Origin of the sequence: Marinomonas pollencensis, from assembly GCF_003387375.1 — a bacterium.
In the GTDB taxonomy this organism is placed as follows: domain Bacteria; phylum Pseudomonadota; class Gammaproteobacteria; order Pseudomonadales; family Marinomonadaceae; genus Marinomonas; species Marinomonas pollencensis.
Map to the genome: position 1 here is coordinate 576,170 of NZ_QUNG01000001.1, position 23,918 is coordinate 600,087.

The following is a 23,918-nucleotide window of genomic DNA, read 5'->3' on the forward strand; positions in this document are numbered from 1 at the left end:
TTTTATAATCAATTTGTTATGTGTTATTGCACTGTATTTATTTCCCCTTTCATTCCATGTATATTCACCGCTACTTACTGATGCACTTTTTTGATTCGCCATTGATAAAAAACAATCTTTCTCATGTCTCTATTTCAATGGACTGATGCTATTTCAATCGCATCTATCAAACAGTAGAAAAGGAATGTATTGTTGATAAAAACAGAGCTAAAACAACACTTTGCGATTCTCATTGCCGGCATCATTTTTATCGCTGTTGTACTTTTTGGTCTTTATTGGACTTATTCGTCAAATCAAACAATCATCAAAGAGCAACAATTGCTTCTCGATGGTTTATCTCGCACTCAAGCCTCCACAATAGAAAGACGTTTATCCCTAGCCTTCACATCGACACAATTGTTAGCCATTGAAATAGAGCACCATAATGATGATTTCGATGGCGCTGACGATTTCGACGACTTTGATGAATACTCAAAGCACCTTATGAGCTTCATTGAGGGAATCTCCAGTTTGCAGCTCGCACCGAATGGTATTATCCAGAGAATTTTTCCATTAGAAGGGAATGAAGCCGCCATCGGCCTGGATATTTTTGCGAACTCAAAATATCGTGAGGCAGCACTTCAGGCAATCGAAGAACATAAAATGATTGCAATCGGCCCAGTGTCTTTAGTCCAAGGTGGCACTGCCGTCATTGGCCGTTCCCCTGTTTACCTTTATCGCGGCACACAAAGAGAAGTTTTTTGGGGCTTCGCATCCGCAATTATTAACCTGAATGATCTGTTAGAACCCACTCGCTTAAAAGAACTGGAAGCAGATGGCTACCAATACAACTTAACTCGCAAGCACCTAGATACAGGGAAAAGCTTAGTCTTTGCGCAGTCAGAAAAGCCCCTCAGCACTCCCCTTGCAACAGCACAGATCCACCTGCCTATTGGCGTATGGCAAATCAATATGAGCCGCGATATCCACACGCGCCTAGAAAGTAATTTCTTTGCTGGCGCTATGTTAACTCTGATCGTGGCGCTGCTAATTACCATAGGTTTTTACGCTATCTTAATTCAGCCTCTGCGTCTCAGTACCTTGGTCAGAGAAAAAACAGAAGAGCTACAACGTCTTGCTTACAACGACCCGTTGACGAAGCTGCCAAACCGCCGTTATCTCAATGATCAGTTACCTGCCTTATTAAAGAGAAATAAAAAACGCCGTCAGATCTCTGCCTTTATCTATTTTGATCTTGATAATTTCAAACGCATTAATGACACCATCGGCCATGATGTAGGTGATCAGGTGTTAGAAATTGTCGCCCAGCGACTTGATTCCTTATGTAAGGATGACGATAAAGTCGTACGTTTAGGTGGCGATGAATTTGGTATTTTCCTCAGCAATATTGCTAATAAACAAGCAGCAAAAGAACACGCTGAGCGTATCCTTGCTTATATCCACTCACCCATTAGTCTTGATACAAGAGAGTTTTTTCTAAGTACCTCTTTAGGCATTGCGATGATCCCAGAACATGGGAACACTCTCGTTTCCATCATGCAAAATGCCGATATGGCACTGTATCAAGCTAAGCAACGGGGTAAAAACCAGTCTGTTTTCTATTCTCATGATATGAAAACCACTGCCCTAGATCTTGTTGAAGCAGAAGAGGATTTGACTAAAGCCTTACAAAACAACGAATTTGAGCTTTACTATCAACCACAGTTCGACCTAAACACAAAACAGATTTTTGGTGCCGAAGCGCTGATCCGTTGGAACCATCCAACCAAAGGACTTATCTTTCCAGATCAATTTATTCAATTGGCGGAAAACACCGGACAGATTATCAAAATTGGACACTGGGTATTAGAAAATGGCATTTCATACCTAGCCAGACGCCGAGAACAAGGACTGCCTTATATTCTGTTGCATGTGAATTTATCCTCTCAACAGCTCTCTGATCCAAATTTAGCCACTATCGTCAAAGCCCTGCTCTATAAATATCAGGTACCTGCAAAATGGCTTGGAGTAGAAGTCACTGAAACCTCTTTATTAGAAGACGTCAGCTTAGCTAAAGCGCTCTTACAAACACTAAAAGACATGGGAATGTGCATTGCGATCGATGACTTTGGTACCGGCTACTCTTCATTGGGACAACTCAAAAACCTGCCAGTCAACTTGCTTAAAGTCGATCGCAGTTTTGTGATGGACCTAGAGCGAGATAAAGCAGATAGAAAAATCGTTGAAGCGATTATCGCAATGGCCCATAAATTAGGGATCAAGGTATTAGCAGAAGGCATTGAAACCAAAGAACAATGGGAGATGCTAACCGGGTTTCAGTGTGACTTTGGACAAGGTTATTATGTTAGTCGTGCAGTACCTGAAAAGGACTTTAACCAAGCCCCGCCTCTATACTAAGAAACTAGCCATCATAAAAAAACCGATTATTGTTCAACAATAATCGGTTTTTTTATCTCTAGACGAATTTAAGAGGCAAGGCAAATAGCACGACCGTGTTCATGCACTTCCACCAACTCTTTATGAAGACTACAAATAGTGCGCTCATAATCTTCTTCATCAACCACAAACTGCATATCTACTTGGCGCATCGATTGGTGCATTGCAATGACGTTAACATCTTGCTCTGCAATCGCTTTTACCGCTTTCGCCAACATACCTGTGGTTTTCATATCACTGCCAATGGCGGATACAATCGCCACTTTGCGCTGAGTAATTTCGGCATCAGGAAAACGCTCATGCAACACCTTCATAACGCGTTTAAGGATCTTCAAATTGATCGCTAAATAGTGAGTAATGGTATTGGCATTAATATCTTTAGCAATAATATGGATATTAAACTGACGCAGTACTTTAAGAATAGAAACATCAAATAAATCGATATCACCAGACATGTCTTGGTCAAATAACTCGACGGCAAACACACCACGAGAACCTGCGATAATCTCAACACATGGTGCATCACTGACATAATCACCGGTGATCAGAGTGCCTGTGTGTTCCGGCTCAAAGGTATTTTTCACCCGCAATGCGATGTTATTTTGACGTAGGCCTTTCGCCGCTTTAGGGTGGATAGCTTCCATCCCTAGGTTCGCTAGCTGATCGGCCACATCATAGTTAGTACGACCGATTGGTACGGCATTTTTCTCACCGACCAAGCGCGGATCTGCACTGCTTAGATGGAATTCTTTATGAATAACCGCTTCACGAGCCTGTGTTAAAACCGCAATACGACTAAAGATCATTTCGCTGTAGCCACGATCAAAGGTCGACATCAAACCGGTTTCGCTGTGGGCATAGCCAGTTGCGATTGGTAGCTGAGTATTCAAATCAACACTTTTAAAGGTGTCTTCAATACGCTCATCCAATGACATGTGCTGAGGACTATTCCAACCAGTTAGGTCAACAAATACCGCATTAACACCATCGCGCTGCAATAAGGTCGCCGTATTCCAAGCACTATGGGCTTCACCAATACTGGCTAACATTTCTCGCACTGTGGCTAAATGTTCACTTAGGGAGAAATGACCATGTTGGCACAAACGATGAAGGTCTTCTAAGCACTCTCTTGCGTCTTGCAAGCGGTGATTAATAAAGTCATTGGCTTTGTGCAGTAACTCACCTTCAAACAAAGAAGCATTAATTGCCAACATCGAATCGCAAACATCTTGCAATGCCGCCGACCAAGAGTCTTGTTTGCGTTCTAACGCAAATAACGCATAAACACCTGGCTCACCGGTTTTCTTATGCTCAAGCAACTTGTCTGTCATACCGCCGTAGGCCGATACAACAAAAACTCGATTATAAAGATCGTTCGTTTGAACGGGTTTAAAAATTATATTATCACGCACCGAATGGTAGTCACTCATGGACGTACCACCGATCTTTTCAACTGTATGTTGTCCCATTTTGCTTAACCTAATAAATTAAAGGGCTGTAGAGTAAACTTTAGCCATGTTCAAACGCTGTCACTATAGTGTCATAAGGTATGTGAAAAATTAAGTAGAAAAGCGACTTTTTAGCGCTTAAATCATGGCTGAGTGCCCTACTTTATTGCTCTTTTATTATTGACTAAATAGACAAGTTTTTCTTTAAAACTCAACGAATCTAGTTTCGCTAACTTAGCAACTAAGACCATGGTTTGAGACAGACTCTAGAGTGAGTCCTAGCCAACAATAACAAGAAGATTTTATAAGGTAGGGGCTAAATACGTCAGCCGTTAGGCCAACAAAGGCATCTTAGTCTTTAGTAGCGCTTTATTATAAAGCGCTACTAAAGAGGTATTTAATCAAGGAGCTCGTAGGCACCTTCTGAGTTATGCACTTCTTTTCCGGTAATTGGCGGATTAAAGACACAGGCTAACTTCAGCTCTTTAGAAGCTCGCAATGTGTGGGCATCGTGCTTATCTAATACATAAACCACACCAGGCTTAATCTGGTGCTTTTGACCAGTTTCACGGCTTTCCACTTCCCCTTCGCCAGAAATACAGTACACAGACTCAAGGTGATTTTGATAATGCATATCAAAATCTTTGCCTTCGTATATGGTAGTGATATGAAAAGAAAAACCCATATTGTCTTCTTTTAATAGCAAACGAGTACTTTCCCAGTTGCCATCAGGGGATACCACACGACGGTCCGTTTTTTCGCATTCAGCTAGATCACGTGCAAACATTTAGATACTCCTTAAGATAATAGAATCGGTAAAAGTGTCGGTGACTCAATCATCACCGACTAGAAACTTGAGGTATCGCAGTTATAATGTAAAACACTCAAGTATTTGCTAGGAACACCGCTTTCAAAACATAAAAACGGTGCTGGAGAAAGAAGCTAGACAGCGATGTCATAGTTCTCATCAAAGTAGCTTTTTGCTTCTGGCATATCGTCTTCTTTGGCACAAATATCACGAATGGCTTTTTCAAGAATATCGATGCCTTCTTTTAAGTCTTCATCAGGAATAATCAATGGACATAAGAATTTAACTACTTGATCATCCGCCCCTGACGTTTCGATCATCAAGCCGTTTTGGAAACATTTTTTGGTGATCTTGCCAGCCAATTCACCGCTTACACAGTTAATACCGCGCATCATGCCACGGCCTTGCAAAATGAAATTGCCTTCACCGTATTGATCTACAATCTCTTGAGTGCGCTGGTGAATATAATCTCCTTTGCGCTTGATCTCTTTTTCGAACGTATCGTCTTTCCAAAAAGTTTCAATGGCTGCTTTTGCGGTGACAAATGCCAAGTTATTACCACGGAAAGTACCGTTATGCTCACCCGGCTTCCATTCATCTAATTCTGGCTTCATCAGTACCACAGCAAATGGTAGTCCGTAACCACTCAATGATTTCGACATGGTCACTATGTCTGGAGTGATGCCTGCGCCTTCAAAGCTAAAGAAGGTACCAGTACGACCACAACCCGCTTGAATATCATCGACAATGAGTAAGACATCATGTTTTTTACAAACCGCTTCTAGATTTTGCAACCAATTAAAACTAGCAGCATTAATACCACCCTCACCTTGTACCGTTTCAACAATAACCGCAGCAGGAAGATCCACACCACTGCTTGAGTCACTTAACACCTTATCTAGGTACTCTGTTGTTTCAATGCCATCACCCAAGTAGCCATCAAAAGGGACAGTAGAAACACCTGCACCTAGACTAGTGCCGGCTGCACCACGGTGATGGGAGTTACCTGTTACGGATAGAGCACCTAGACTGCAACCGTGAAAACCGTTGGTGAAACTGACAATATTTTCTCGACCGGTGACGTTACGAGCCAATTTTAAAGCCGCCTCAACAGCGTTGGTACCTGTAGGTCCAGTGAACTGCATCATGTATTGCAGGTGACGAGGCTTTAAAATATTCTCGTTAAAGCTCTCCATAAACTCAGCTTTTGCCTTGGTATGAAAATCAAGACCGTGGGTAATGCCATCTTCCATGATGTATTCAACTAATTTTTTCTTAAATACTGGGTTGTTATGGCCGTAATTAAGAGTGCCCGCACCGGCAAGGAAATCAATGTACTTGTTACCGTCTTCATCAAACAGATGCGCGCCCTGTGCTCGGTGAAATACGCGTGGAAATGCTCGCGCGTAAGATTGTACTTCTGATTCCAATTCTTCAAAAATTTTCATGCTATTGCTTCCTCTTAATTAATCTAACAATGATCGACAGGGTGCAGGGATCAGGACGCCTTTAAAAAGGACCGATACGAACCAAATACTCACTGTCATGTTTGCCTTTAAAATGTGTTTCTTGATCGAATTTGACAGACTCTTCTAATGGCGCATTGAGTGCCTTTGCCAAACTTCTAAACAACGCCCAAGAACCGGCATTCGCTTGGGTAATGGTGGTTTCAATAAAGCGTACTTGCGAGCACGCAGAACGCGACAAAATCTCATTAAGCATTCGCTTCGCTAAGCCTTTACCACGCACCGTTTCACTGACGGCAACCTGCCAAATAAATAAGGTGTCTGTGCTAGCTGGTATTAAATAGCCAGATACAAAGCCTACCAGCAGCTGATTTCGCTCAGCCGCAACGCTGGTTTCTCTAAAGTGATCACATTGCAGCAGATTGCAATAAACCGAATTGCGATCTAGTGGCGCACAATCTGCAACCAACTGATTCACTTCCATACCCTTTAACGCACTTGGTTTTTTTAATTCTATTTTTTCTACAGTCATAACTTGACCCATTAGACAACAAAACAATAAATCAATATTAGGCCTACTCTAAGCTTAAAAAACGCTTCTATATCAACAAAAAAATCCGTGTATATGGAAGATCAGCGTCCCAAAAATTGATTTGATGTCTAACCATTCTATCTGGTTAAAATGCAATGTCCAGAACTTATTTAGAACACTAATGTTTTGTTGTGGAAGTATTTTCCAGTAAAAAACGCGCAATCCCTTGCTGTGTCTTGGTTTCCAAGAAATCACCGAATCCTTCATTTTTCAGTAAAAAATGTCATTTTTTGTTGCATGATGAGAGCAAAATTCGGAAAATCTTGCCCCTAAATAAAGTCATCCCTAAAAATAGATCCCTTAAATAAAGTGGGAATTATTGAGTGGTCTTAATAAGACGAGGCTTTGTTCGCTGTTTACGTATTTTGTTTTCAACTATTTAGAGATCATTTATGCAAGAAAAAACATCCATCCAGGGCTCGTGGGCGAGTCGTTGGATCTTTATTTTGGCGGCTACGGGATCGGCCGTTGGTCTAGGTAATATATGGAAATTCCCTTACATTACGGGTGAGAATGGTGGCGGTGCTTTTGTTCTCGTTTACTTAGCCTGTATTTTATTGGTGGGTATTCCTATCATGATGTCGGAAGTTTTTATTGGCCGCCGCGCACGTAAAAACCCGGTTCACGCATTAGAGGATAACGCAGAAGAATCTGAAACAACTCGTGCTTGGGGCTTGATCGGTGTGATGGGGATGCTGTCTGGCGTGCTTATCTTCTCTTTCTACTCTGTCGTGGCAGGTTGGGTACTTCATTATATTAAAGCGATGGCAACTGGCGAGCTGGCAGGTGCCACCTCAGAACAAGCCGGTGCTGCATTTAATGCTTTACTCGCCGACCCAATGACACTACTTGGTTGGCACACTCTGTTCACCATCATGACCATTATTGTTGTTGCCCGTGGTGTTAATAAAGGGTTAGAAACTGCCACCCGCATCATGATGCCTGCACTTTTCGTATTGTTATTGGTGTTGTTTGGTTATGCCATGACGACGAGTGGTTTTGCAGCTGGCTGGCACTTCATGTTTGATTTTGACTTCAGTAAAATCACTTGGGATTCTGTATTAGTCGCTCTAGGTCACTCTTTCTTCACTCTGTCTTTAGGGATGGGGACTATCATGGCTTACGGCTCTTATATGCCTAAGAAAGCTTCTATTGGTAGCACTGTGTTGGCCATTGGTGCTCTTGATACACTCGTCGCTTTAGTCGCTGGTCTATGTATTTTCCCGGTTATCTTTGCCAATGGCATGGACCCAGCAGCGGGCCCTGGCTTGATGTTTATCTCTTTACCTGTGGCATTTGGACAGATGCCTGGCGGACAATTCTTTGGTTTCTTATTCTTTGTTCTTGTCGGCGTGGCGGCTTGGACTTCGGCGATCTCCCTTATGGAACCAACCGTGGCCTACCTAGTTGAACGCTTCAAGATGGGACGCTGGAAAGCATCCATTGTTTTAGGCGCCGCTGTTTGGGCGCTGGGCATTGCTTGTCTAGGTTCTTTCAGCTTTATGAGTGATGTCACTTTATTTGGCAAAACCACTTTCGACTTCTTAGACTATATAACGGCGAATATCATGATGCCACTTGGTGGTATTTTGACCGCTATTTTTGCGGGATGGTATGTGAAGAGTCAATTTTCAAAAGAAGAGCTGAATATCTCTGAGAAATTTTATGCTTTCTGGCGCTTCTCGATACGTTTTATTGCACCAATCGCCATCGCGGTTGTGTTCTATTTAAACCTATAATCGAAAGCTAGTACAAAAAAGCCCTGTTGATGAAAGTTCGTCAACAGGGCTTTTTTATCGTCATGATAAAATGGAGAAAAAGCATCACAAAACACTCTAGTTAGCTTGCTGATGCACGAAACTTAAAGACCTCTCAAAGCATAGCTCTCACTCGCCGCTTGCCATGTACTATTGAATTTGGTGGTTTTTTTCGCACTCTCAAGCTTCGCCCAAAAGCGTTCATGAAAATAAAAAGCAACGGTGTTAATTGCCGGCTCGACGATGGCAACTAAGCCACCAACAATAAAGCTTCCAGTCAATAAATAAGCAACGCTAAAAGCGATCGTGAAATGCATAACAGCAAAAGTAATTGTCTTCGTCATGTGATTCTCCTTGGTTAATCTCTGTAGTAAAGATTAGCCAAGAAGCAAAAATAGATAAAATATATTGTATCTATATATCTGATAGCTTTATCAATGTCACAAAAAACAAAGCGCCGCCAGTTATTCAGAAATGCTTTCAACACCCAGTTTTTTTAGCATCATCAACACCCCTTCTAGCGCTTCAGAATACACCCGAACCCTACCAAGCTCAGTGATGTTATTACTGTGGGCGGCGAGCCAAAAACTGGCGCCGATTAATGCAACAGGCTCACCATAGGTATCTAAGCTGGCCAGTAACCTAGATGTTTTGGGTACCAACTCGGTTTCACAAAATGCCACAACCGCATTTGGGTCAAGCCCTTCTATTAAAGCTTGCCAGTCTTTTTCAGACGACATATGTGGTTGTACGCTACATGCAAAACCATGATCACTAAACAAAGCTGCCGCCATATAACACCACAGTGTCCGTTCACCGAATAAACCAGTAATCAACACACTAGGTGCATTCGTATGCTGATTTTTCAAAGAGGCCAGACGGCCCGCCAGACAACGACTGATAACGGCTTCACAAAAACGAGCATGAACGCCAGCTCCTAATTGCTCCAAACTTGGTAACAACCAATTTTTAATCACCACCAATGGTGGATATTGTGAGAACAACTGTTGGTACAAGTGCTCTATTTTGTCTTCATTAAATTGACGGGACAGAGAAACAAGTTCAATTTGCCACTCCAACCACTCCGTGCTGGGAGGAACATTCTCAATGCTTTCTTCTCGATCAAGCAAGGCTCTCACTTTACTGACAGCAACACCCTGCTGCATCCAACGGACAATCGCATCGACACGGGCAACATCCTCATCACTATAAAGCCTGTGGCCCTTTTCGGTACGTTTGGGTTTCAGTAACCCATAGCGACGCTCCCATGCCCTCAATGTAACCGAGTTTACGCCCGTTTTAGCCGATAAAGTACGAATCGGAAAAGATGTCGTTTCATCTTTTGTGCTTAATGTATTTTGATCCTGGCTCACGCAACCACTTCCTTTTCTATTCAGCCAATATATAGGCCATCTCATTACTCTTGTGGCCTATTTCATTTGCAAGCTAATTCATCATAGATCATAAAAAAATATTATACATTGTTTTTATTTGTACAACACTGTTGATTTATTATACATAGAACTATACTGTACAAGAAAATATGATACAAAATATAAGGCTGTACAAGTATGAATGACCATTTAAAGCACGACGAGGTTTCATCAACCTACGATGTCGCCATCATAGGTGCCGGCATTGCAGGCAGCCTTTGCGCCAACATATTGTATAAGGCTGGGCTTAAGGTATGTGTTCTAGAAAAGAGCCGCGGCACAGGCGGTCGAGCAAGTAGCAAACGTAGAAACCATTCTCCTAGTTGTGACCTAGGCACACCTTATATTTGTGCAACACATGCTCAGACACAAGCAACACTAAGTGCGCTAGAAGAGGTTGGCATTGCCACTCAGTGGCAAGACCCAGCCCTCGAGAAAACATCAAACAACCGCTGTTTTTATGTTGGTAATCCAACAATGAGCGCTATTACTCGACACTGGCTAGACACAGTTGACCTTATTACAAATACCCGTATTCATCATATTGAACGCGCAAAAAAAGACCATCAAGCAGGCTGGTTACTTCAAGATTACCACCTAGCCAAAAGTTTTTTTACGAAATACATCATTATTGCAACGCCCGCACCACAAGCCGCCATCTTACTGGCAAATATTGAGGACTCGGAAATATTGCTGCAACAAGCCACACAAGCTGGTGAAAGCTATCAAGCTCAGTGGGCTTTGTGGGTGGAAACGGAAAAAACTTCATTGCCAGCGATAGTCGAGCCGACTAACTCCCTTTTAAAACGTTTAATAAAAGACAGCCAAAAGCCCAATCGCGACACCAACCCACACGACTTATGGGTATTGCAAAGCACGCCTGAGTGGGCACAACAGCACTTAAACAACGAACCGAAAGACATTGCTGCACGACTAATATCAGCCTTTGAGGAGCACACCAAGCTCACTCCAAAAGCTTATGGCACGCCCCATCGCTGGTTATTAAGCCGGTCTCAAGCCGCAAAGGGAAACCATCCCTATATATGGGACAAATTGCAGGGTCTTGGCCTAACCGGTGACTGGCTTTGCCAAAATGATGCAGAAGGCGCCATGCTCAGCGCATATGCCTTGTGTGAACAAATTTTAAATGAAATCAATAACTAACGCACTTTCGCTGGAGAACATCATGACAAATATAAACGATATTTCAGGATCATCCTTCTCAGCAGACCAGTTAATTCACAAGATTCCTGTTGGCATCAGTGCCTGCTTATTAGGAGATAACGTTCGCTTTAATGGAGGCCACAGTCGCTCCGCTTTTTGCGACACTAATTTGAGCAATTATTTTGAGTTTCAGAAATTTTGCCCAGAAGTAGCCGCTGGGTTTGGCACCCCTCGACCAACAGTGCGCCTCGAAGGCGATCCTAAAAATCCTAGGATGGCGTACTCTAATCAAAAAGGCACTGACCTAAGTGACACTTTTATGGATGCCACACGCCCTTATTTAGATAAATTAGCCCATCTCGATGGCTATATTTTGATGAAAAACTCACCAAGCTGTGGCCTTGAGCGCATTAAGGTGTACCAAGAAAACGGCCATCCTCATATGGAACGCAGTGCGGGGTTGTTTACTAAAGCCCTAAAAGAGCGTTACCCACTACTTCCAATGGAAGAGGATGGACGCTTAAACGACCCTGCACTCAGGGAAAACTTTTTACTGCGTGTTTTTGCGCACCATGAGTTTCGCCATTGTGTCGCGGCTAAGCCGAGCATGAAAGCCCTCATCGTTTTCCATAGCCGCTACAAATATCTTGTTATGGCACACTCACAACCAGCTTATAAAACACTAGGAAAAATGCTTTCTGGTAACGATCCAAGGCCATTAAAAGAATTGCAAGATGCCTATTTTTATACCTTGATGACGACCCTATCTGAACCAGCAAAACGTAAAAACCATTGCAATGCTCTGTTTCATTTAGTCGGATATTTAAAACATTCGGTAGACGTATCGATTCGCAAAGACATTATTAGCGTCATCGAGCAGTACCGACGTGGTGAGGTCAACTTAGCCACCCCTATGACTTTGCTAACCCACTACCTAAATCACTACGGTAGCCAGTATGTTAAAGAACAACGCTATTTCGCTCCTTATCCGAGCGCGTTAGGCATTCGCAATATAATTTAGGAGCGTAAAATGGCGATAAAACACCTTGTATGGCTACGTAATGACTTACGCTGGCGGGATAACCCCGCCCTTTACTACGCCTCTCTTTCAGGCTCGATTCGAGTGCTGGTAAGCGCCACGCCTGAGCAATGGCAAGAGCATAATGAATCTAACGCCAAAACAGGTCTTAGGGCTGGCTTAATTCAGCGTTTATTTGAGCAACTGGCAACCTTAGGCATACCGGCAGAAGTGATTTGTGCACCGCGTTTTGAGGATCTTCCAAGCGCTATGGAAGACTATTGCTTAATGCATGGTATTGAGCACATTTGGTTCAACCAAGAGCTTCCTATCGATGAACAGCAACGGGACCAAATGGTCTGCCAGCAACTAAAAAGCAAAGGAATAGAAAACCACCCTCAAGCCACAGATTTACTTGTTTCACAGCCTGTTTTGAGCCAACAAAGCACGCCCTTTAAAGTCTTCACCCCCTTTTTCAAACGTTGGCTGAGCTTATTATCGGTACAAGATTGGCAACCACTTCCAGAGCCAGAAAAACAAGCCGATGCAATATCTTTTAAAGCCCCTGAAATGCCTTGGATACAGCCTTATCGTGAAGATTTATGGACACCAGACCAAGAAGTTGCTAAGCAGAAACTATGGCACTTTTGCCACACAAAAGAAGCGGACTATGAGACGCAACGCAACTACCCTATTGACCCAGCAACCAGCACCCTGTCCCCTTATTTAGCGCTGGGAGCGCTGGGCCCCAGAGAGTGCATATTTGCTATCATGTATGCTTGTGAGCAAGCTGGACGACGGTGGCAGGAGAGTGTCTGGCTTAAAGAGTTAGCATGGCGAGATTTCTACCGCCAATTAATGGGACACTTTCCTTTCCTCGCAATGGGTAAACCTTTTAAAGCTGAAACAGATTTTATCCAATGGAACCAAGAGGAAACCCTGTTCAATGCATGGACTCAAGGTAATACTGGTTTTCCTATTGTCGATGCTGCCATGAGACAACTGAATCAAACCGGCTGGATGCATAATCGCTTACGGATGATTAGTGCCAGTTTTTTAAGTAAGTTAGTTTTTGCAGATTGGCGCAAAGGGGAAGAATACTTTATGCGTCACTTAATAGATGGTGAGTTCTCCGCGAATAATGGTGGTTGGCAATGGAGCGCCTCCACAGGTTGCGATGCCGCACCTTATTTTAGGGTGTTTAACCCTACTCGCCAATCTGAAACCTATGACGCTAATGGAGACTTTATCCGACGCTTTGTTCCCGAGCTCGCAGAACTAGACGCTCGCTCCATTCATAACCCATCCGCGTCACAGCGAGCACAATGTCACTACCCTTTACCTATTCTAGATTATCGGACATCAAGGCTCGCGGCGATCCAAGCCTTTGCAGATTTAAAGGAGATAAAAATGCAAGGCTAAGACTACAGACACCCAGCAAATATGACTTGGCCGCTCACTTTCCCATTTTATAAATGCAGACTATGATTAGAGCTATAAATTGTTTATCTTATTAGAGGCTTACTCACCTAAAGTTAATAATTATAAAGAGTTTAATCGATAGCTTTGAAAGCATATAATTTGCGGAAATTTTTATGGATACCCCAAGCAAGATGTCAGAATCTCAACACCTTCATGATGTGCTCGTTCATCTGAGACGCATCATTCGCGCCACGGACTTACAATCAAAACGTGTTGTTAAAGCCTGCGGTCTTACTATCCCTCAAATTATGGTGCTACGCTCAATTGAAGAGCTCGGTGACGTGACTGTGCGTAAAATTTCCGACAGTGTTTCACTCAGTCAGGCAACGGTAACAACCATTTTAAACCGTCTTGAAGACAGAAAACTGGTGGAACGCGTTCGTGGGCAAAAAGATAAGCGTATCGTTAATGCCCGACTGACTGAAATCGGACGCTCTATTTTACAAACCACTCCACCACTATTGCATGAAAAATTTATTAGTGAATTTGAATCATTACAAGGTTGGGAACAAACCCAGGTGCTGTCTTCCCTTCAACGAATTGCGATTATGATGGACGCTGAAACAATCGATGCTGCTCCATTACTGGATATAAATTCACCAAACATTTAATCATTAACAAATTAACACAAAGCCCGCTTGGTTTAACTTAGCGGGCTTTTTTGTCATTTCAGCCGTGTAAATTAGCTAAATCTTGGTTAAATTCATCATCTACTAGTCTTTTTCAACAAAAAAATAAATCCCCTCTTTGCGCAAACATGACAAAAATTTGATAAATTTATTTAGATGTGTAAACTAAATTTAGTTTGATGACTAATAATTATAGATCAAAATAGGAACCGCATCATGTACAGCAAAAGCCTAATCGCAGGTGTTTTTACGCTTGCAGCAACCTCATCCTTTGCCGCCAGTAGCTGCGGCAAAGTAGAAATCGCAGACATGAACTGGAACTCAGCGTCTTTCATGGCCAATGTAGATAAATTTATTTTGGATCACGGCTATGACTGTGATGCAGAATTAGTGCCGGGGGATACCATGCCAACCAGTACTTCTATGATTGAAAAAGGTCAGCCTGATATTGCCCCAGAAATGTGGACCAACGCAGTCAGCGAACTGATTGAACGTGGGGTCAAAGAAAAGCGTCTAAGCATTGCAGGAAAATCGCTTTCCGATGGTGGTGAAGAAGGTTTTTGGGTACCAAAATACATGGTCGATAAGGACCCTTCACTCGCCACAATTCAAGGTATCATTAAACACGCAAAAGAATTCCCAAACCCAGAAAATAGCGCGATATCTGCGTTTTATGGCTGTCCGGCTGGTTGGGGCTGCCAAATCAGTGGCGGCAACTTATTTACAGCTTTGAATTTAAAAGAAGCGGGCTTTGAATTAATTGACCCAGGTTCGGCGGCGGGCTTATCCGGCTCTTTAAGTCGTGCATATGAGCGCCAACAACCTTGGTTTGGTTATTACTGGGCACCTACCGCTATTTTGGGTAAATACCCTATGGTGAAAGTCGATTTCGGCTCAGGTGTAGATAAAGAGCATTACATGAAGTGTATCAGTAATAACAGTTGTTTAGACCCTAAAGTCACCATGTACCCGCCTTCCCCAGTATACAGCATCACCACCACTGAGTTCGAGAAACGAGCACCGCAAGCTTACGCTTACACGGTAAATCGCTCGTTTACCAATGCTCAAATGAATACACTTCTTGCTTGGATGGAAGACAATCAGGCTGATGGTGAATATGCCGCTGAGAACTTCATGCTCAATCATGAAGAGATTTGGTCTAAATGGGTCAGTAATGACGTGAAAGCGAAGCTTGACAAAGCGATCGATAATCTATAATTCATAACAAAGAGCCATGCAATAGCATGGCTCAATACCCTGTTTTACTCTTTGAGATATTATTTATGATAGACAGCTCCTGGTTAACAGAATTTCCAGATATGAGCCGACGAGATCTTCTGGCCATACGACAAACCCTAGACGGCGCCTACCGAACTTTTTCACGCGCTTACGGCCAATCGATCGAGGACTTTTTTAACCCTCTCCTACACTTTCTTATTTGGTTTGAGAACCTGTTAATACAGACACCTTGGTGGATCGTATTAATTGCAATTATCGGATTAGTGTACGCCGCCACTAGATCATGGAAGCTCTGCACTGGGGTGCTGATATCCTTCCTTGCCATCGGCTATTTTGGCATGTGGGAAGACACCATGCGCACCCTCAGCATTATTACCGTTTGCACCATACTCTCCATTTGCATTGGGATACCAATTGGCATCTTGATGGCAGGCTCAGATCGAGCTCGCTCCATCATCACCCCTTTGCTCGACATTATGCAAACGATGCCCGCCTTTGTGTATTTGATCCCTGTGGTCATGCTGTTAGGTATAGGGAAAATACCCGGCGTTATTGCGGTTGTTATTTATGCGATTCCTCCTGTTATACGCTTAACCAACTTGGGCATTCGCTTAGTTAACAAAGAAACGTTAGAAGCCGCGACCGCCTACGGCGCGACGGCAACTCAGCGTTTATTCGGCGTGCAAATCCCTTTGGCTATGCCAACCATTATGGCGGGTATTAACCAAACAATTATGATGGCCTTAGCCATGGTTGTTGTTGCCTCCATGATAGGGGTTAAAGGCCTTGGACAACCAGTGTTGAAATCCATTACCAACCAATACTTCACTCTTGGACTGCTCAATGGTTTGGCCATCGTTGCCCTAGCCATCATTTTTGACCGAGTCTCTCAAACCTATGCAAAACGCGCTCAACGACATATGGAAGGGAGTGATAATGGATAATAACCGCGAAAACCTAATCGAAATTGAAGGCCTTTACCAAATCTTTGGCGAGCAACCGGATGATGTGCTGCCCAAAGTAAAAGCAGGCGCGAGCAAAGAAGATGTATTGGCAGAAACTGGACATACCGTAGGCCTTAGAGACATTAACTTAACCGTCAAACGCGGTGAGATATTTGTCATTATGGGGCTTTCTGGCTCTGGTAAATCCACGCTAATTCGCCACTTCAATCGCCTTATCGACCCAACAGCTGGGAAAATTAAAGTTGAGGGCGAAAATATCATGGAGCTTTCGCCAAAAGACTTAATCACCTTTCGTCGTCATAAAATGGCCATGGTTTTCCAACACTTTGGCTTGATGCCACACAGAAGCGTCTTAGACAATGTGGGTTATGGCTTATCTATTAAAGGGGAAAAGAAAACTGACTGGACCCCTAAAGCCACTCAATGGCTTGATACAGTAGGCCTTTCAGGCTATGAAGAACAATACCCTTCACAGTTATCAGGCGGGCAACAACAACGTGTCGGTCTAGCCAGAGCCTTATGTACAGACGCGGAAATACTGCTGATGGATGAAGCCTTCTCCGCTCTGGATCCACTGATCCGTAGCGAGATGCAAGAACAGCTGATTGAATTGCAGGAAAACCTTCACAAGACGATTATTTTTATCACCCATGACTTGGACGAAGCCTTGCGTCTAGGCGATAGAATTGCCGTATTGAAAGACGGTAAATTGGTTCAAATTGGTACACCTGTCGATATTATGCTGCACCCTGCTGATGATTACGTCAAAGCCTTTGCCAGTGATGTAAACCGCGCCAGAGCACTGTCAGTACAGACAGTGATGACCGCCAACACAGAAAAGCTAGAAGCGAATTCTGTGGCAGAAGCAAAAGCCAACTTCCCTCAAGACAAAGAATATGCCTTTGTCTTTAATAGTGAAGGCTATCAAGGCGTTTTAAGTAAACAGCAAATCGCAACTTTAAATGATGAGAACTCATTAAAAGAAGTGCTGCATCCGGTGCCTTCGGTACGCAAAGCCAATCTATTGCAGAAGGTTATTCCCCTGTCCCTTAACACTCGCTTTGACTTGCCTGTGGTCAATAAAGCAGGTGAGTTAACCGGACGACTTGAGGCTAGAAAATTAGCCGATGTGCTGTCTCCAGACTAATATTTAGCACTGAGTGTCTAGCTACAAAACAACATGAGCAATAAAAATGGCCGCAATTGCGGCCATTTTTTTAGTGTCTTAACGAGCCACTATTTCAGGTTCAATACATCCTGCATATCATACATAGCCGCAGGCTTGCCTGACAGCCAATTGGCGGCACGTACTGCGCCCTTGGCAAAAGTCATACGACTGCTGGCTTTGTGTACGATCTCAATTCGCTCACCTTCTGTGGCAAACCAAACGCTGTGCTCACCAACAACATCGCCTGCACGAATGGTTTCAAAACCAATTTCTTTTTGTGTACGAGCACCAGTCTGACCTTCTCGACCATAAACCGCACACTCTTTAAGATCGCGGCCTAATGCATCCGCGACCACCTCCCCCATACGCAGAGCGGTACCAGAAGGAGAATCAACTTTATGCCTATGGTGCGCTTCTACTATTTCAACGTCATAGTCATCACCAAGGATTTCTGCGGCCGTTGCAAGCAGCTTTAAGGTTAGGTTTACGCCAATACTCATATTCGGCGCAAAAACCACAGGAGCTTGCTCTGAAAAAGACGTAAGCGCTGCTTTCTCATCATCATTTAAACCAGTGGTCCCAACGACAATCGCTTTATTATGTTGCGCGCAAAAAGCCGCATTTTCTAACGTGAGTGCCGGCGTAGTAAAATCAATCAACACATCAAAGTCAGCAACACAATCTGCCAATGACGCTACCGCCACCACACCGAGCTTACCAATGCCTGCTATTTCGCCAGCGTCCGCGCCCACCAAAGAGCTTCCAGCTTTTACAATCGCGGCACCAAGAGAAACCCCTTCGGCTTCATGTGCAGCAATAATTAAATTTTTTCCCATGCGCCCAGACGCACCAATAACTGCTATTCGCATCTTTTTTCACCCTTAACAATAGATTGCGCAAACCATAACAAATACTGACGATTTTCTCAGCTATTAATACCATTAAAAAAGCCCAGAAGCCGCCCAGCAAAAATCACCAGCTCGTCTCCTAGGCCTTCTATTTAAAGCATTTTCTGGCGCTTTATTAAGATTTCATTCGCTCAGCAAGATTCCCCTGCTCATACGCTTCTTCTTCGATATGAGCGATGTTGGTCACGGTATTTTCCGCTCTTTCAATACTCACTAAGCTTAAAGCATCCACTTCTTGCATCTGATCATTCAAATTGCGGGCAACACCAGCCTGCTCTTCTGAAGAAACATTGATCTGTGCCGTCATCTCAACAATGTGTTTAATAGAGGCTTCTATTGTTTGCATTTTTTCAGCCACTTGCTCCACTCGGCTCACACCTTCTTGAGCAACGACACTGCCTTTATCAATCGCTACAGAGACATCTGAAGTGTTTTTCTTTAGCTCTTCTGTCATTTCATTAATACTTTGAGTTGCCGTTTGCGTACGGATAGCCAAGGCTCTCACCTCATCGGCCACTACCGCAAAGCCACGACCTGCCTCACCAGCTCGCGCTGATTCAATGGCCGCGTTCAAAGCCAATAAGTTAGTCTGATCAGCAATATCACTGATAGAGTTCACCACATTATTAATGCTATCACTACGTTCTGCGAGCACATCAACCACACTTTTCGCAGCGGATATGTCCGAATAAACTTGTCTCATCGTATCGCCAGTATCCAGTGCCAATGTTTGGCTTTCACGAGCTGAAACCGCCACCAACTCAGTTGCTTGCGCCGCACGGCCTACATGCTCCGCCACATCATTTACGCTTTGCAAAAGCTGCGAGCTCGCCGCAACCACACTTCTAAAGGTATCGCGCTGCTTGGTAAAGTTGTCTAGGTTTACTGCCACACTGGCTTTTACATTAGAGGCGCGTTTACGTAATTGCTCCGAGCTTTCATGTAAGCGATAGCGAAACGTGTGACTGGCAGCGTCTTGATGCGTATGAGCAAAACGTATTGCCGCTTTACTGCCTACCGTTTTACAGTACAAATATTGTCCAATTGGATTTTGAGCTTCGATTGGCAAGTTGCGTAAAGTGACCTCGAGCGCCTGTTTTTGAAGCAATAACAGCCACACTCCTAACGCGCCCGCAATAGCTCCAACAATTTGCAGAGGCAAATTTGCCGACAATAACGCCGCCACAGCCATTAGCAAGACAACGAACAACAAAGGCCATACACTGTTACTGAAAAAAGCAGCTACTTGTGTTGCCGTCGGGATCGCTTTTTTACCCGCATTCAATCTGTCATAAAAGGTTTGGGCATGAACAATTTCATCCCGTGTTGCTTTTCGGCGCACGGATTCATAGCCAATAATCTTACCGTTATCCAACAAAGGACTAACGTGGGCACTCACCCAATAGTGATCGCCGTTCGCACAACGGTTTTTCACCAAGCCCATCCAACTATTGCCTTTTTTCAGGTTGCTCCACATATCAGCAAACACAGCTGGCGGCATATCTGGATGGCGAATAACATTGTGAGCCTTACCGATTAATGACTCACGCTCATAACCAGCCACATCACAGAAGTGATCATTAACAAAGGTAAGACGCCCTTTTGTATCCGTACTTGAGACAATCTGATAATCCGCTGGAAAATCATACTCTTTGTTGGTAACTGGCATTTTTTTCATAAATTATTCCTGATCTCTTCATCATATTATTAGTCACAAACCTTGTGACTTTATTGTTGTCTTTATGGGAAGTTTACATGGCTCTAGTGACGAACCAATGACGCTTACTCATCATCAAAATCACGATAAGCATCGGGGGCAAGATCTTCAAACCGAGTGTATTTACCAACAAAGGCCAAGCGACAGGTACCTATTGGACCATTACGTTGCTTACCTATGATAATTTCAGCAATACCTTTATGCGGAGTGTCTTCGTGATACACCTCATCACGATAAACAAATGAAATAACGTCCGCATCCTGCTCGATCGCTCCAGATTCACGCAAATCCGAGTTAACAGGGCGCTTGTTTGGCCTATTCTCCAAACTACGGTTAAGCTGAGACAGCGCAACAACTGGGCATTCCATCTCTTTAGCGATGGCTTTTAATGATCGTGAAATTTCAGAAATCTCGTTGGTACGACCTTCTGTGTAGCCTGGTATTTGCATCAACTGAAGGTAATCGATCATGATCATCGCCACACCACCATCACCATGCTCTCGTGCAATTCGTCGTACTCGAGAACGCATTTCGGTTGGGCTGATGCCTGCGGTGTCATCAATGAATAACTTACGGTCTTTCAGCATTTTTACCGCTGACATCAATTTATCCCAATCTTCTTGTACCAATTGACCAGAACGCATCCGTGTCTGGTCAATCCGCCCCAGTGAGGACAACATACGCATCATTAGCTGCTCAGAAGGCATCTCAAGACTGAATACAATGACCGGCTTGTCTGTGATCATGGTGGCGTTTTCCACCAGATTCATGGCAAAGGTAGTTTTACCCATAGACGGACGACCCGCGACAATAATTAGGTCAGACTTCTGCATTCCTGCCGTCATACCATCTAGGTCAGTAAAGCCGGTACTTAAGCCGGTGATCGAACCCTCTTGATGATAAAGCTCATCAATCTTATCAACCGTCGAGCTTAAGATGTCGGAGGCAATCCGCGGCCCACCTTTTTTTTCACCGCCCTCGGCGATTTGAAAAATTCGCCGCTCAGCTTCATCCAGCACTTCTGCGGCGGTCATTCCTTCTGGGTGGAAGGCTCGAGCCGAAATTTCATTGGTGGTCGATATTAACCGTCGAAGCACCGAGCGCTCACGAACAATATCGGCATAAGAGGCAATATTTGAAGCACTGGGGGTCGCTTCTGCTACCTCAACCAAATACGCCATACCGCCAATCGACTCTAAGTCTCCGCGCTTATCAAGGCGCTCACCAATGGTTACCACATCAATCGGTTCCGACTCATCGGCCAGACGCGCAATCACGCCGAAAATTAGCTTATGTTCAGGGCGATAAAAGTCATCGGCAATGACCAATTCAGATACTTTTTCCCAAGCTTGTGGGTCCAGCATCAAGCCACCAACGACGGAGCGTTCGGCTTCAATGGAGTAAGGCGGTAACTTAATAGAAGCAACTTCAGAATCGTTTAATTGCACGTAAAAACACCCGAACCAGAATAGTAAGAAAACAAAGGGGTTAGCTTATCATGCCCACAAAAAAAGGGCATCTTGCATTGAGCAAGACACCCTTTTTTATTGGTCAGTTTTCGTCGTAACGAATTACTGAGCAACCACTTCCAAAGTAACAGTAACAACCACTTCTGGGTGTACTTGAACGTCAACTTCGAAAGAACCTGTGTGGCGGATAGCGCCTTCAGGAAGACGAATTTCAGCTTTAGAAACTTCTACTTCTGCAGAAATTACTTCAGCGATATCGCGAGTACCGATAGAACCAAAAAGCTTACCTTCATCGCCAGCATTCGCTTCGAATTTGAAAGTTTTGCCTTCTAGTGTTTGAGCACGAGCTTCAGCAGCCGCTTTACGCTCTGCAGCTTGTGCTTCAAGTTCAGCACGACGCTCTTCAAAGCTAGCCAAGTTAGCTTTAGTTGCCATTACAGCTTTTTTGTTCGGAATCAAAAAGTTACGAGCATAACCTGGTTTAACGACTGCAACGTCACCAATACCACCTAGCTTGTTTACTTTGTCGAGTAGAATAACTTCCATCTCGATCACCTCTAATTAATCATTCGCTATCACTTGATGCTGGATGATTTATCTTGGATTCGCTCTCGAATATTCACAAAACTATCAATCACACTGAGTACGATTAATATGTTTGTAAAATAAACATTTAGAACAAAGAATCCCACAAGATAAAATGCAATCAGTCCAACAATCCCAATTCTTTTTTTTGCTAGAACACCATGTACTAATGCAATGCCAGGCAACACTAAGGCTGGTACAGCTGCTTGGGATAAAACAAGGTACGATCCTCCTAGGCTTTCACCTAGCAACACCATTGCACCCAAAACCAAACTAAACGCTATTGGCAGTCTTAGCTGATGAAATTCACTGCGCAATCCACCAGGATTGTAGAGCCCTGCTTGCCATTTTCGCGCTAAAAAAAGCGAAAAAACAGCAATCATCGCTTGAATAACGGACAAAGCCATTACCGCCTGATGAAATATAATACCCTTATCGGGTACCGTAACCCCTTCTGATGTCAAAACTCGATGAATCAGTGTGGTCACTAAATTCAGCATATCTGACATAAGCAAAGGCTGCAGGAAGGTGCTAATAACAGCAATAAAGCTGCCAACCATTAACACCCAACTCCATGACCTTGTTTCCCTGAGTAACCAGGCCAACAAAGTCACATCAATCAACACCATCAGTGCTGTTGCATCACCTTGGTATGTCCACAAGACAATTGCAGGCAAACATCCCCAAGCTAATACAGGTATTCCTTCTTTAACACCTTTACGAAGTACTACCAAGCCAATAATGGCGGCAGATATCCAGAACAGTAAGGGAATGATACTGAAAACAGCAACACCAATAATGGCATTGCGCGGACGTGTCATAACCCATTTAGCTAAAGCGCTCATTCTGGTACTTCGTTCCACCTATTAATTGAAGTGGCTATCAGTGTAAGGAAGCAATGCAATGTAGCGAGCGCGTTTGATAGCAGTCGCTAATTGACGCTGGTAACGTGCCTTAGTGCCAGTAATACGGCTAGGTACGATTTTACCAGTTTCAGTAACATAACCTTTCAGTGTTTCTAGATCTTTGTAATCGATCTCTTTAACGCCTTCTGCAGTAAAACGGCAGAACTTACGACGACGGAAAAAACGAGCCATGAGTATCTCCTAGTTCAAATAAATTAATCTTCAGATTCTTCAGAAGAAGTTTCTTCAGTAGTAGTTTCTGTGTTGCGCTCTTCACGTTGAGGAGCTGAACGGCGGTCTTCACGACCTTCAGAAGCTTTGATAGGAGAAACGTCAGTTACCGCATCTTTACGACGAATCACCAAGTTACGGATGATCGCATCGTTGTAGCGGAATGTGTCGTTTAATTCAGACAAAACACTGTCAGAACACTCAATGTTCATAAGAACATAGTGTGCTTTGTGAATTTTGTTGATTGGGTAAGCAAGTTGACGACGACCCCAATCTTCTAGACGGTGAACTTGACCACCATCTTCAGTGATTAGGTTAGTGTAACGCTCAACCATTGCTGGTACTTGTTCGCTTTGATCTGGGTGTACCAGAAAGACGATTTCATAATGACGCATTTAAGCTCTCCTTATGGGTTCTTAGTCTCCACGCTTCCCCTGTTAAAAAGCTGTGAGACAAGGAGTATTGATTTACAGGGACGCGAATTGTATAGCATAGCGC

The 23,918-nt window shown here is 43.7% G+C and carries 22 protein-coding genes; 9 read left to right on the forward strand and 13 right to left on the reverse strand.

From position 1 onward, the window contains the following. The first annotated feature begins 189 nt into the window (after positions 1-189). Positions 190-2,397 (forward strand): bifunctional diguanylate cyclase/phosphodiesterase, encoded by a 2,208-nt coding sequence (locus tag DFP81_RS02650; protein ID WP_245959066.1) that lies wholly within the window; start codon positions 190-192, stop codon positions 2,395-2,397. A gap of 68 nt (positions 2,398-2,465) precedes the next feature. Here the strand turns inward: DFP81_RS02650 and DFP81_RS02655 are convergent, their stop codons facing one another. The 4 genes from DFP81_RS02655 to ectA form a co-directional block, all read right to left on the reverse strand. Then, complete coding sequence (locus DFP81_RS02655) at positions 2,466-3,905, reverse strand: aspartate kinase (RefSeq protein WP_115896200.1); 1,440 nt, start codon at positions 3,903-3,905, stop codon at positions 2,466-2,468. Positions 3,906-4,281: 376 nt separating this feature from the next. Next, complete coding sequence (locus DFP81_RS02660) at positions 4,282-4,671, reverse strand: ectoine synthase (protein WP_115896201.1); 390 nt, start codon at positions 4,669-4,671, stop codon at positions 4,282-4,284. A 155-nt stretch (positions 4,672-4,826) separates the two neighbouring features. After that, on the reverse strand, positions 4,827-6,140 hold the full coding sequence (gene ectB, locus DFP81_RS02665) for a diaminobutyrate--2-oxoglutarate transaminase (RefSeq protein WP_115896202.1): 1,314 nt from the start codon (positions 6,138-6,140) through the stop codon (positions 4,827-4,829). A gap of 61 nt (positions 6,141-6,201) precedes the next feature. Next, a complete protein-coding gene (gene ectA, locus DFP81_RS02670) occupies positions 6,202-6,690 on the reverse strand; it encodes a diaminobutyrate acetyltransferase (protein WP_115896276.1) in 489 nt (162 codons plus the stop codon). Between the two features lie 452 nt (positions 6,691-7,142). On the opposite strand from ectA, the gene DFP81_RS02675 reads away from it, so the two are divergent. Continuing rightward, positions 7,143-8,489: a sodium-dependent transporter gene (locus DFP81_RS02675; protein ID WP_115896203.1), complete on the forward strand. Its 1,347-nt coding sequence runs from the start codon at positions 7,143-7,145 to the stop codon at positions 8,487-8,489. Between the two features lie 122 nt (positions 8,490-8,611). Here the strand turns inward: DFP81_RS02675 and DFP81_RS02680 are convergent, their stop codons facing one another. Next, positions 8,612-8,851 carry a DUF2061 domain-containing protein gene (locus tag DFP81_RS02680; protein ID WP_115896204.1) on the reverse strand — a complete coding sequence of 80 codons (240 nt, stop codon included), beginning with the start codon at positions 8,849-8,851 and terminating at the stop codon, positions 8,612-8,614. 120 nt (positions 8,852-8,971) lie between these two features. Continuing rightward, positions 8,972-9,880 (reverse strand): MerR family transcriptional regulator, encoded by a 909-nt coding sequence (locus DFP81_RS02685; RefSeq protein WP_181903023.1) that lies wholly within the window; start codon positions 9,878-9,880, stop codon positions 8,972-8,974. A 198-nt stretch (positions 9,881-10,078) separates the two neighbouring features. Between DFP81_RS02685 and DFP81_RS02690 the strand changes: the two genes are divergently transcribed. The 7 genes from DFP81_RS02690 (at position 10,079) to DFP81_RS02720 (ending at position 17,584) form a co-directional block, all read left to right on the forward strand. Continuing rightward, complete coding sequence (locus DFP81_RS02690; protein WP_115896206.1) at positions 10,079-11,104, forward strand: NAD(P)/FAD-dependent oxidoreductase; 1,026 nt, start codon at positions 10,079-10,081, stop codon at positions 11,102-11,104. Positions 11,105-11,126: 22 nt separating this feature from the next. Then, complete coding sequence (locus DFP81_RS02695) at positions 11,127-12,125, forward strand: YbgA family protein (protein ID WP_115896207.1); 999 nt, start codon at positions 11,127-11,129, stop codon at positions 12,123-12,125. Between the two features lie 9 nt (positions 12,126-12,134). Next, positions 12,135-13,544, forward strand: a complete 1,410-nt coding sequence (locus DFP81_RS02700) for a cryptochrome/photolyase family protein (protein WP_115896208.1) — start codon at positions 12,135-12,137, stop codon at positions 13,542-13,544. Between the two features lie 191 nt (positions 13,545-13,735). Next, complete coding sequence (locus DFP81_RS02705) at positions 13,736-14,215, forward strand: MarR family winged helix-turn-helix transcriptional regulator (RefSeq protein ID WP_115896277.1); 480 nt, start codon at positions 13,736-13,738, stop codon at positions 14,213-14,215. A gap of 234 nt (positions 14,216-14,449) precedes the next feature. Further along, positions 14,450-15,451 carry an ABC transporter substrate-binding protein gene (locus DFP81_RS02710; protein WP_115896209.1) on the forward strand — a complete coding sequence of 334 codons (1,002 nt, stop codon included), beginning with the start codon at positions 14,450-14,452 and terminating at the stop codon, positions 15,449-15,451. A 65-nt stretch (positions 15,452-15,516) separates the two neighbouring features. Then, positions 15,517-16,416 carry an ABC transporter permease gene (locus DFP81_RS02715; RefSeq protein ID WP_115896278.1) on the forward strand — a complete coding sequence of 300 codons (900 nt, stop codon included), beginning with the start codon at positions 15,517-15,519 and terminating at the stop codon, positions 16,414-16,416. Continuing rightward, positions 16,409-17,584 carry a quaternary amine ABC transporter ATP-binding protein gene (locus DFP81_RS02720; RefSeq protein WP_115896210.1) on the forward strand — a complete coding sequence of 392 codons (1,176 nt, stop codon included), beginning with the start codon at positions 16,409-16,411 and terminating at the stop codon, positions 17,582-17,584. Before DFP81_RS02715 ends, DFP81_RS02720 begins: the two co-directional genes overlap by 8 nt. Before the next feature lie 89 nt (positions 17,585-17,673). Here DFP81_RS02720 and dapB read toward each other — a convergent pair whose 3' ends face one another. The 7 genes from dapB to rpsF all read right to left on the reverse strand — a co-directional run bounded on the left by dapB (position 17,674) and on the right by rpsF (position 23,815). Continuing rightward, on the reverse strand, positions 17,674-18,474 hold the full coding sequence (gene dapB / locus DFP81_RS02725; RefSeq protein ID WP_115896211.1) for a 4-hydroxy-tetrahydrodipicolinate reductase: 801 nt from the start codon (positions 18,472-18,474) through the stop codon (positions 17,674-17,676). A 154-nt stretch (positions 18,475-18,628) separates the two neighbouring features. Continuing rightward, positions 18,629-20,191, reverse strand: coding sequence for a methyl-accepting chemotaxis protein (locus tag DFP81_RS02730; protein WP_115896212.1), 1,563 nt, complete (start codon positions 20,189-20,191; stop codon positions 18,629-18,631). A 104-nt stretch (positions 20,192-20,295) separates the two neighbouring features. After that, complete coding sequence (dnaB, locus tag DFP81_RS02735) at positions 20,296-21,678, reverse strand: replicative DNA helicase (protein ID WP_115896213.1); 1,383 nt, start codon at positions 21,676-21,678, stop codon at positions 20,296-20,298. A gap of 123 nt (positions 21,679-21,801) precedes the next feature. Further along, positions 21,802-22,245: a 50S ribosomal protein L9 gene (gene rplI, locus DFP81_RS02740; protein ID WP_115896214.1), complete on the reverse strand. Its 444-nt coding sequence runs from the start codon at positions 22,243-22,245 to the stop codon at positions 21,802-21,804. 29 nt (positions 22,246-22,274) lie between these two features. Next, positions 22,275-23,129, reverse strand: coding sequence for a YybS family protein (locus DFP81_RS02745; protein WP_115896215.1), 855 nt, complete (start codon positions 23,127-23,129; stop codon positions 22,275-22,277). A gap of 21 nt (positions 23,130-23,150) precedes the next feature. Next, on the reverse strand, positions 23,151-23,381 hold the full coding sequence (gene rpsR / locus DFP81_RS02750; RefSeq protein ID WP_115896216.1) for a 30S ribosomal protein S18: 231 nt from the start codon (positions 23,379-23,381) through the stop codon (positions 23,151-23,153). A gap of 23 nt (positions 23,382-23,404) precedes the next feature. Further along, positions 23,405-23,815, reverse strand: coding sequence for a 30S ribosomal protein S6 (rpsF, locus tag DFP81_RS02755; protein WP_115896217.1), 411 nt, complete (start codon positions 23,813-23,815; stop codon positions 23,405-23,407). Positions 23,816-23,918: the final 103 nt, after the last annotated feature.

Bases quoted from the DNA above. Each gene is read 5' to 3' on its own strand.
- DFP81_RS02655 (WP_115896200.1), bottom strand. From the start codon at position 3,905: ATGGGACAACATACAGTTGAAAAGATCGGTGGTACGTCCATGAGTGAC.
- DFP81_RS02660 (WP_115896201.1), bottom strand. From the start codon at position 4,671: ATGTTTGCACGTGATCTAGCTGAATGCGAAAAAACGGACCGTCGTGTG.
- ectB (WP_115896202.1), bottom strand. From the start codon at position 6,140: ATGAAAATTTTTGAAGAATTGGAATCAGAAGTACAATCTTACGCGCGA.
- ectA (WP_115896276.1), bottom strand. From the start codon at position 6,690: ATGACTGTAGAAAAAATAGAATTAAAAAAACCAAGTGCGTTAAAGGGT.
- DFP81_RS02675 (WP_115896203.1), top strand. From the start codon at position 7,143: ATGCAAGAAAAAACATCCATCCAGGGCTCGTGGGCGAGTCGTTGGATC.
- DFP81_RS02680 (WP_115896204.1), bottom strand. From the start codon at position 8,851: ATGACGAAGACAATTACTTTTGCTGTTATGCATTTCACGATCGCTTTT.
- DFP81_RS02690 (WP_115896206.1), top strand. From the start codon at position 10,079: ATGAATGACCATTTAAAGCACGACGAGGTTTCATCAACCTACGATGTC.
- DFP81_RS02695 (WP_115896207.1), top strand. From the start codon at position 11,127: ATGACAAATATAAACGATATTTCAGGATCATCCTTCTCAGCAGACCAG.
- DFP81_RS02700 (WP_115896208.1), top strand. From the start codon at position 12,135: ATGGCGATAAAACACCTTGTATGGCTACGTAATGACTTACGCTGGCGG.
- DFP81_RS02705 (WP_115896277.1), top strand. From the start codon at position 13,736: ATGTCAGAATCTCAACACCTTCATGATGTGCTCGTTCATCTGAGACGC.
- DFP81_RS02710 (WP_115896209.1), top strand. From the start codon at position 14,450: ATGTACAGCAAAAGCCTAATCGCAGGTGTTTTTACGCTTGCAGCAACC.
- DFP81_RS02715 (WP_115896278.1), top strand. From the start codon at position 15,517: ATGATAGACAGCTCCTGGTTAACAGAATTTCCAGATATGAGCCGACGA.
- DFP81_RS02720 (WP_115896210.1), top strand. From the start codon at position 16,409: ATGGATAATAACCGCGAAAACCTAATCGAAATTGAAGGCCTTTACCAA.
- dapB (WP_115896211.1), bottom strand. From the start codon at position 18,474: ATGCGAATAGCAGTTATTGGTGCGTCTGGGCGCATGGGAAAAAATTTA.
- DFP81_RS02730 (WP_115896212.1), bottom strand. From the start codon at position 20,191: ATGAAAAAAATGCCAGTTACCAACAAAGAGTATGATTTTCCAGCGGAT.
- rplI (WP_115896214.1), bottom strand. From the start codon at position 22,245: ATGGAAGTTATTCTACTCGACAAAGTAAACAAGCTAGGTGGTATTGGT.
- DFP81_RS02745 (WP_115896215.1), bottom strand. From the start codon at position 23,129: ATGAGCGCTTTAGCTAAATGGGTTATGACACGTCCGCGCAATGCCATT.
- rpsR (WP_115896216.1), bottom strand. From the start codon at position 23,381: ATGGCTCGTTTTTTCCGTCGTCGTAAGTTCTGCCGTTTTACTGCAGAA.
- rpsF (WP_115896217.1), bottom strand. From the start codon at position 23,815: ATGCGTCATTATGAAATCGTCTTTCTGGTACACCCAGATCAAAGCGAA.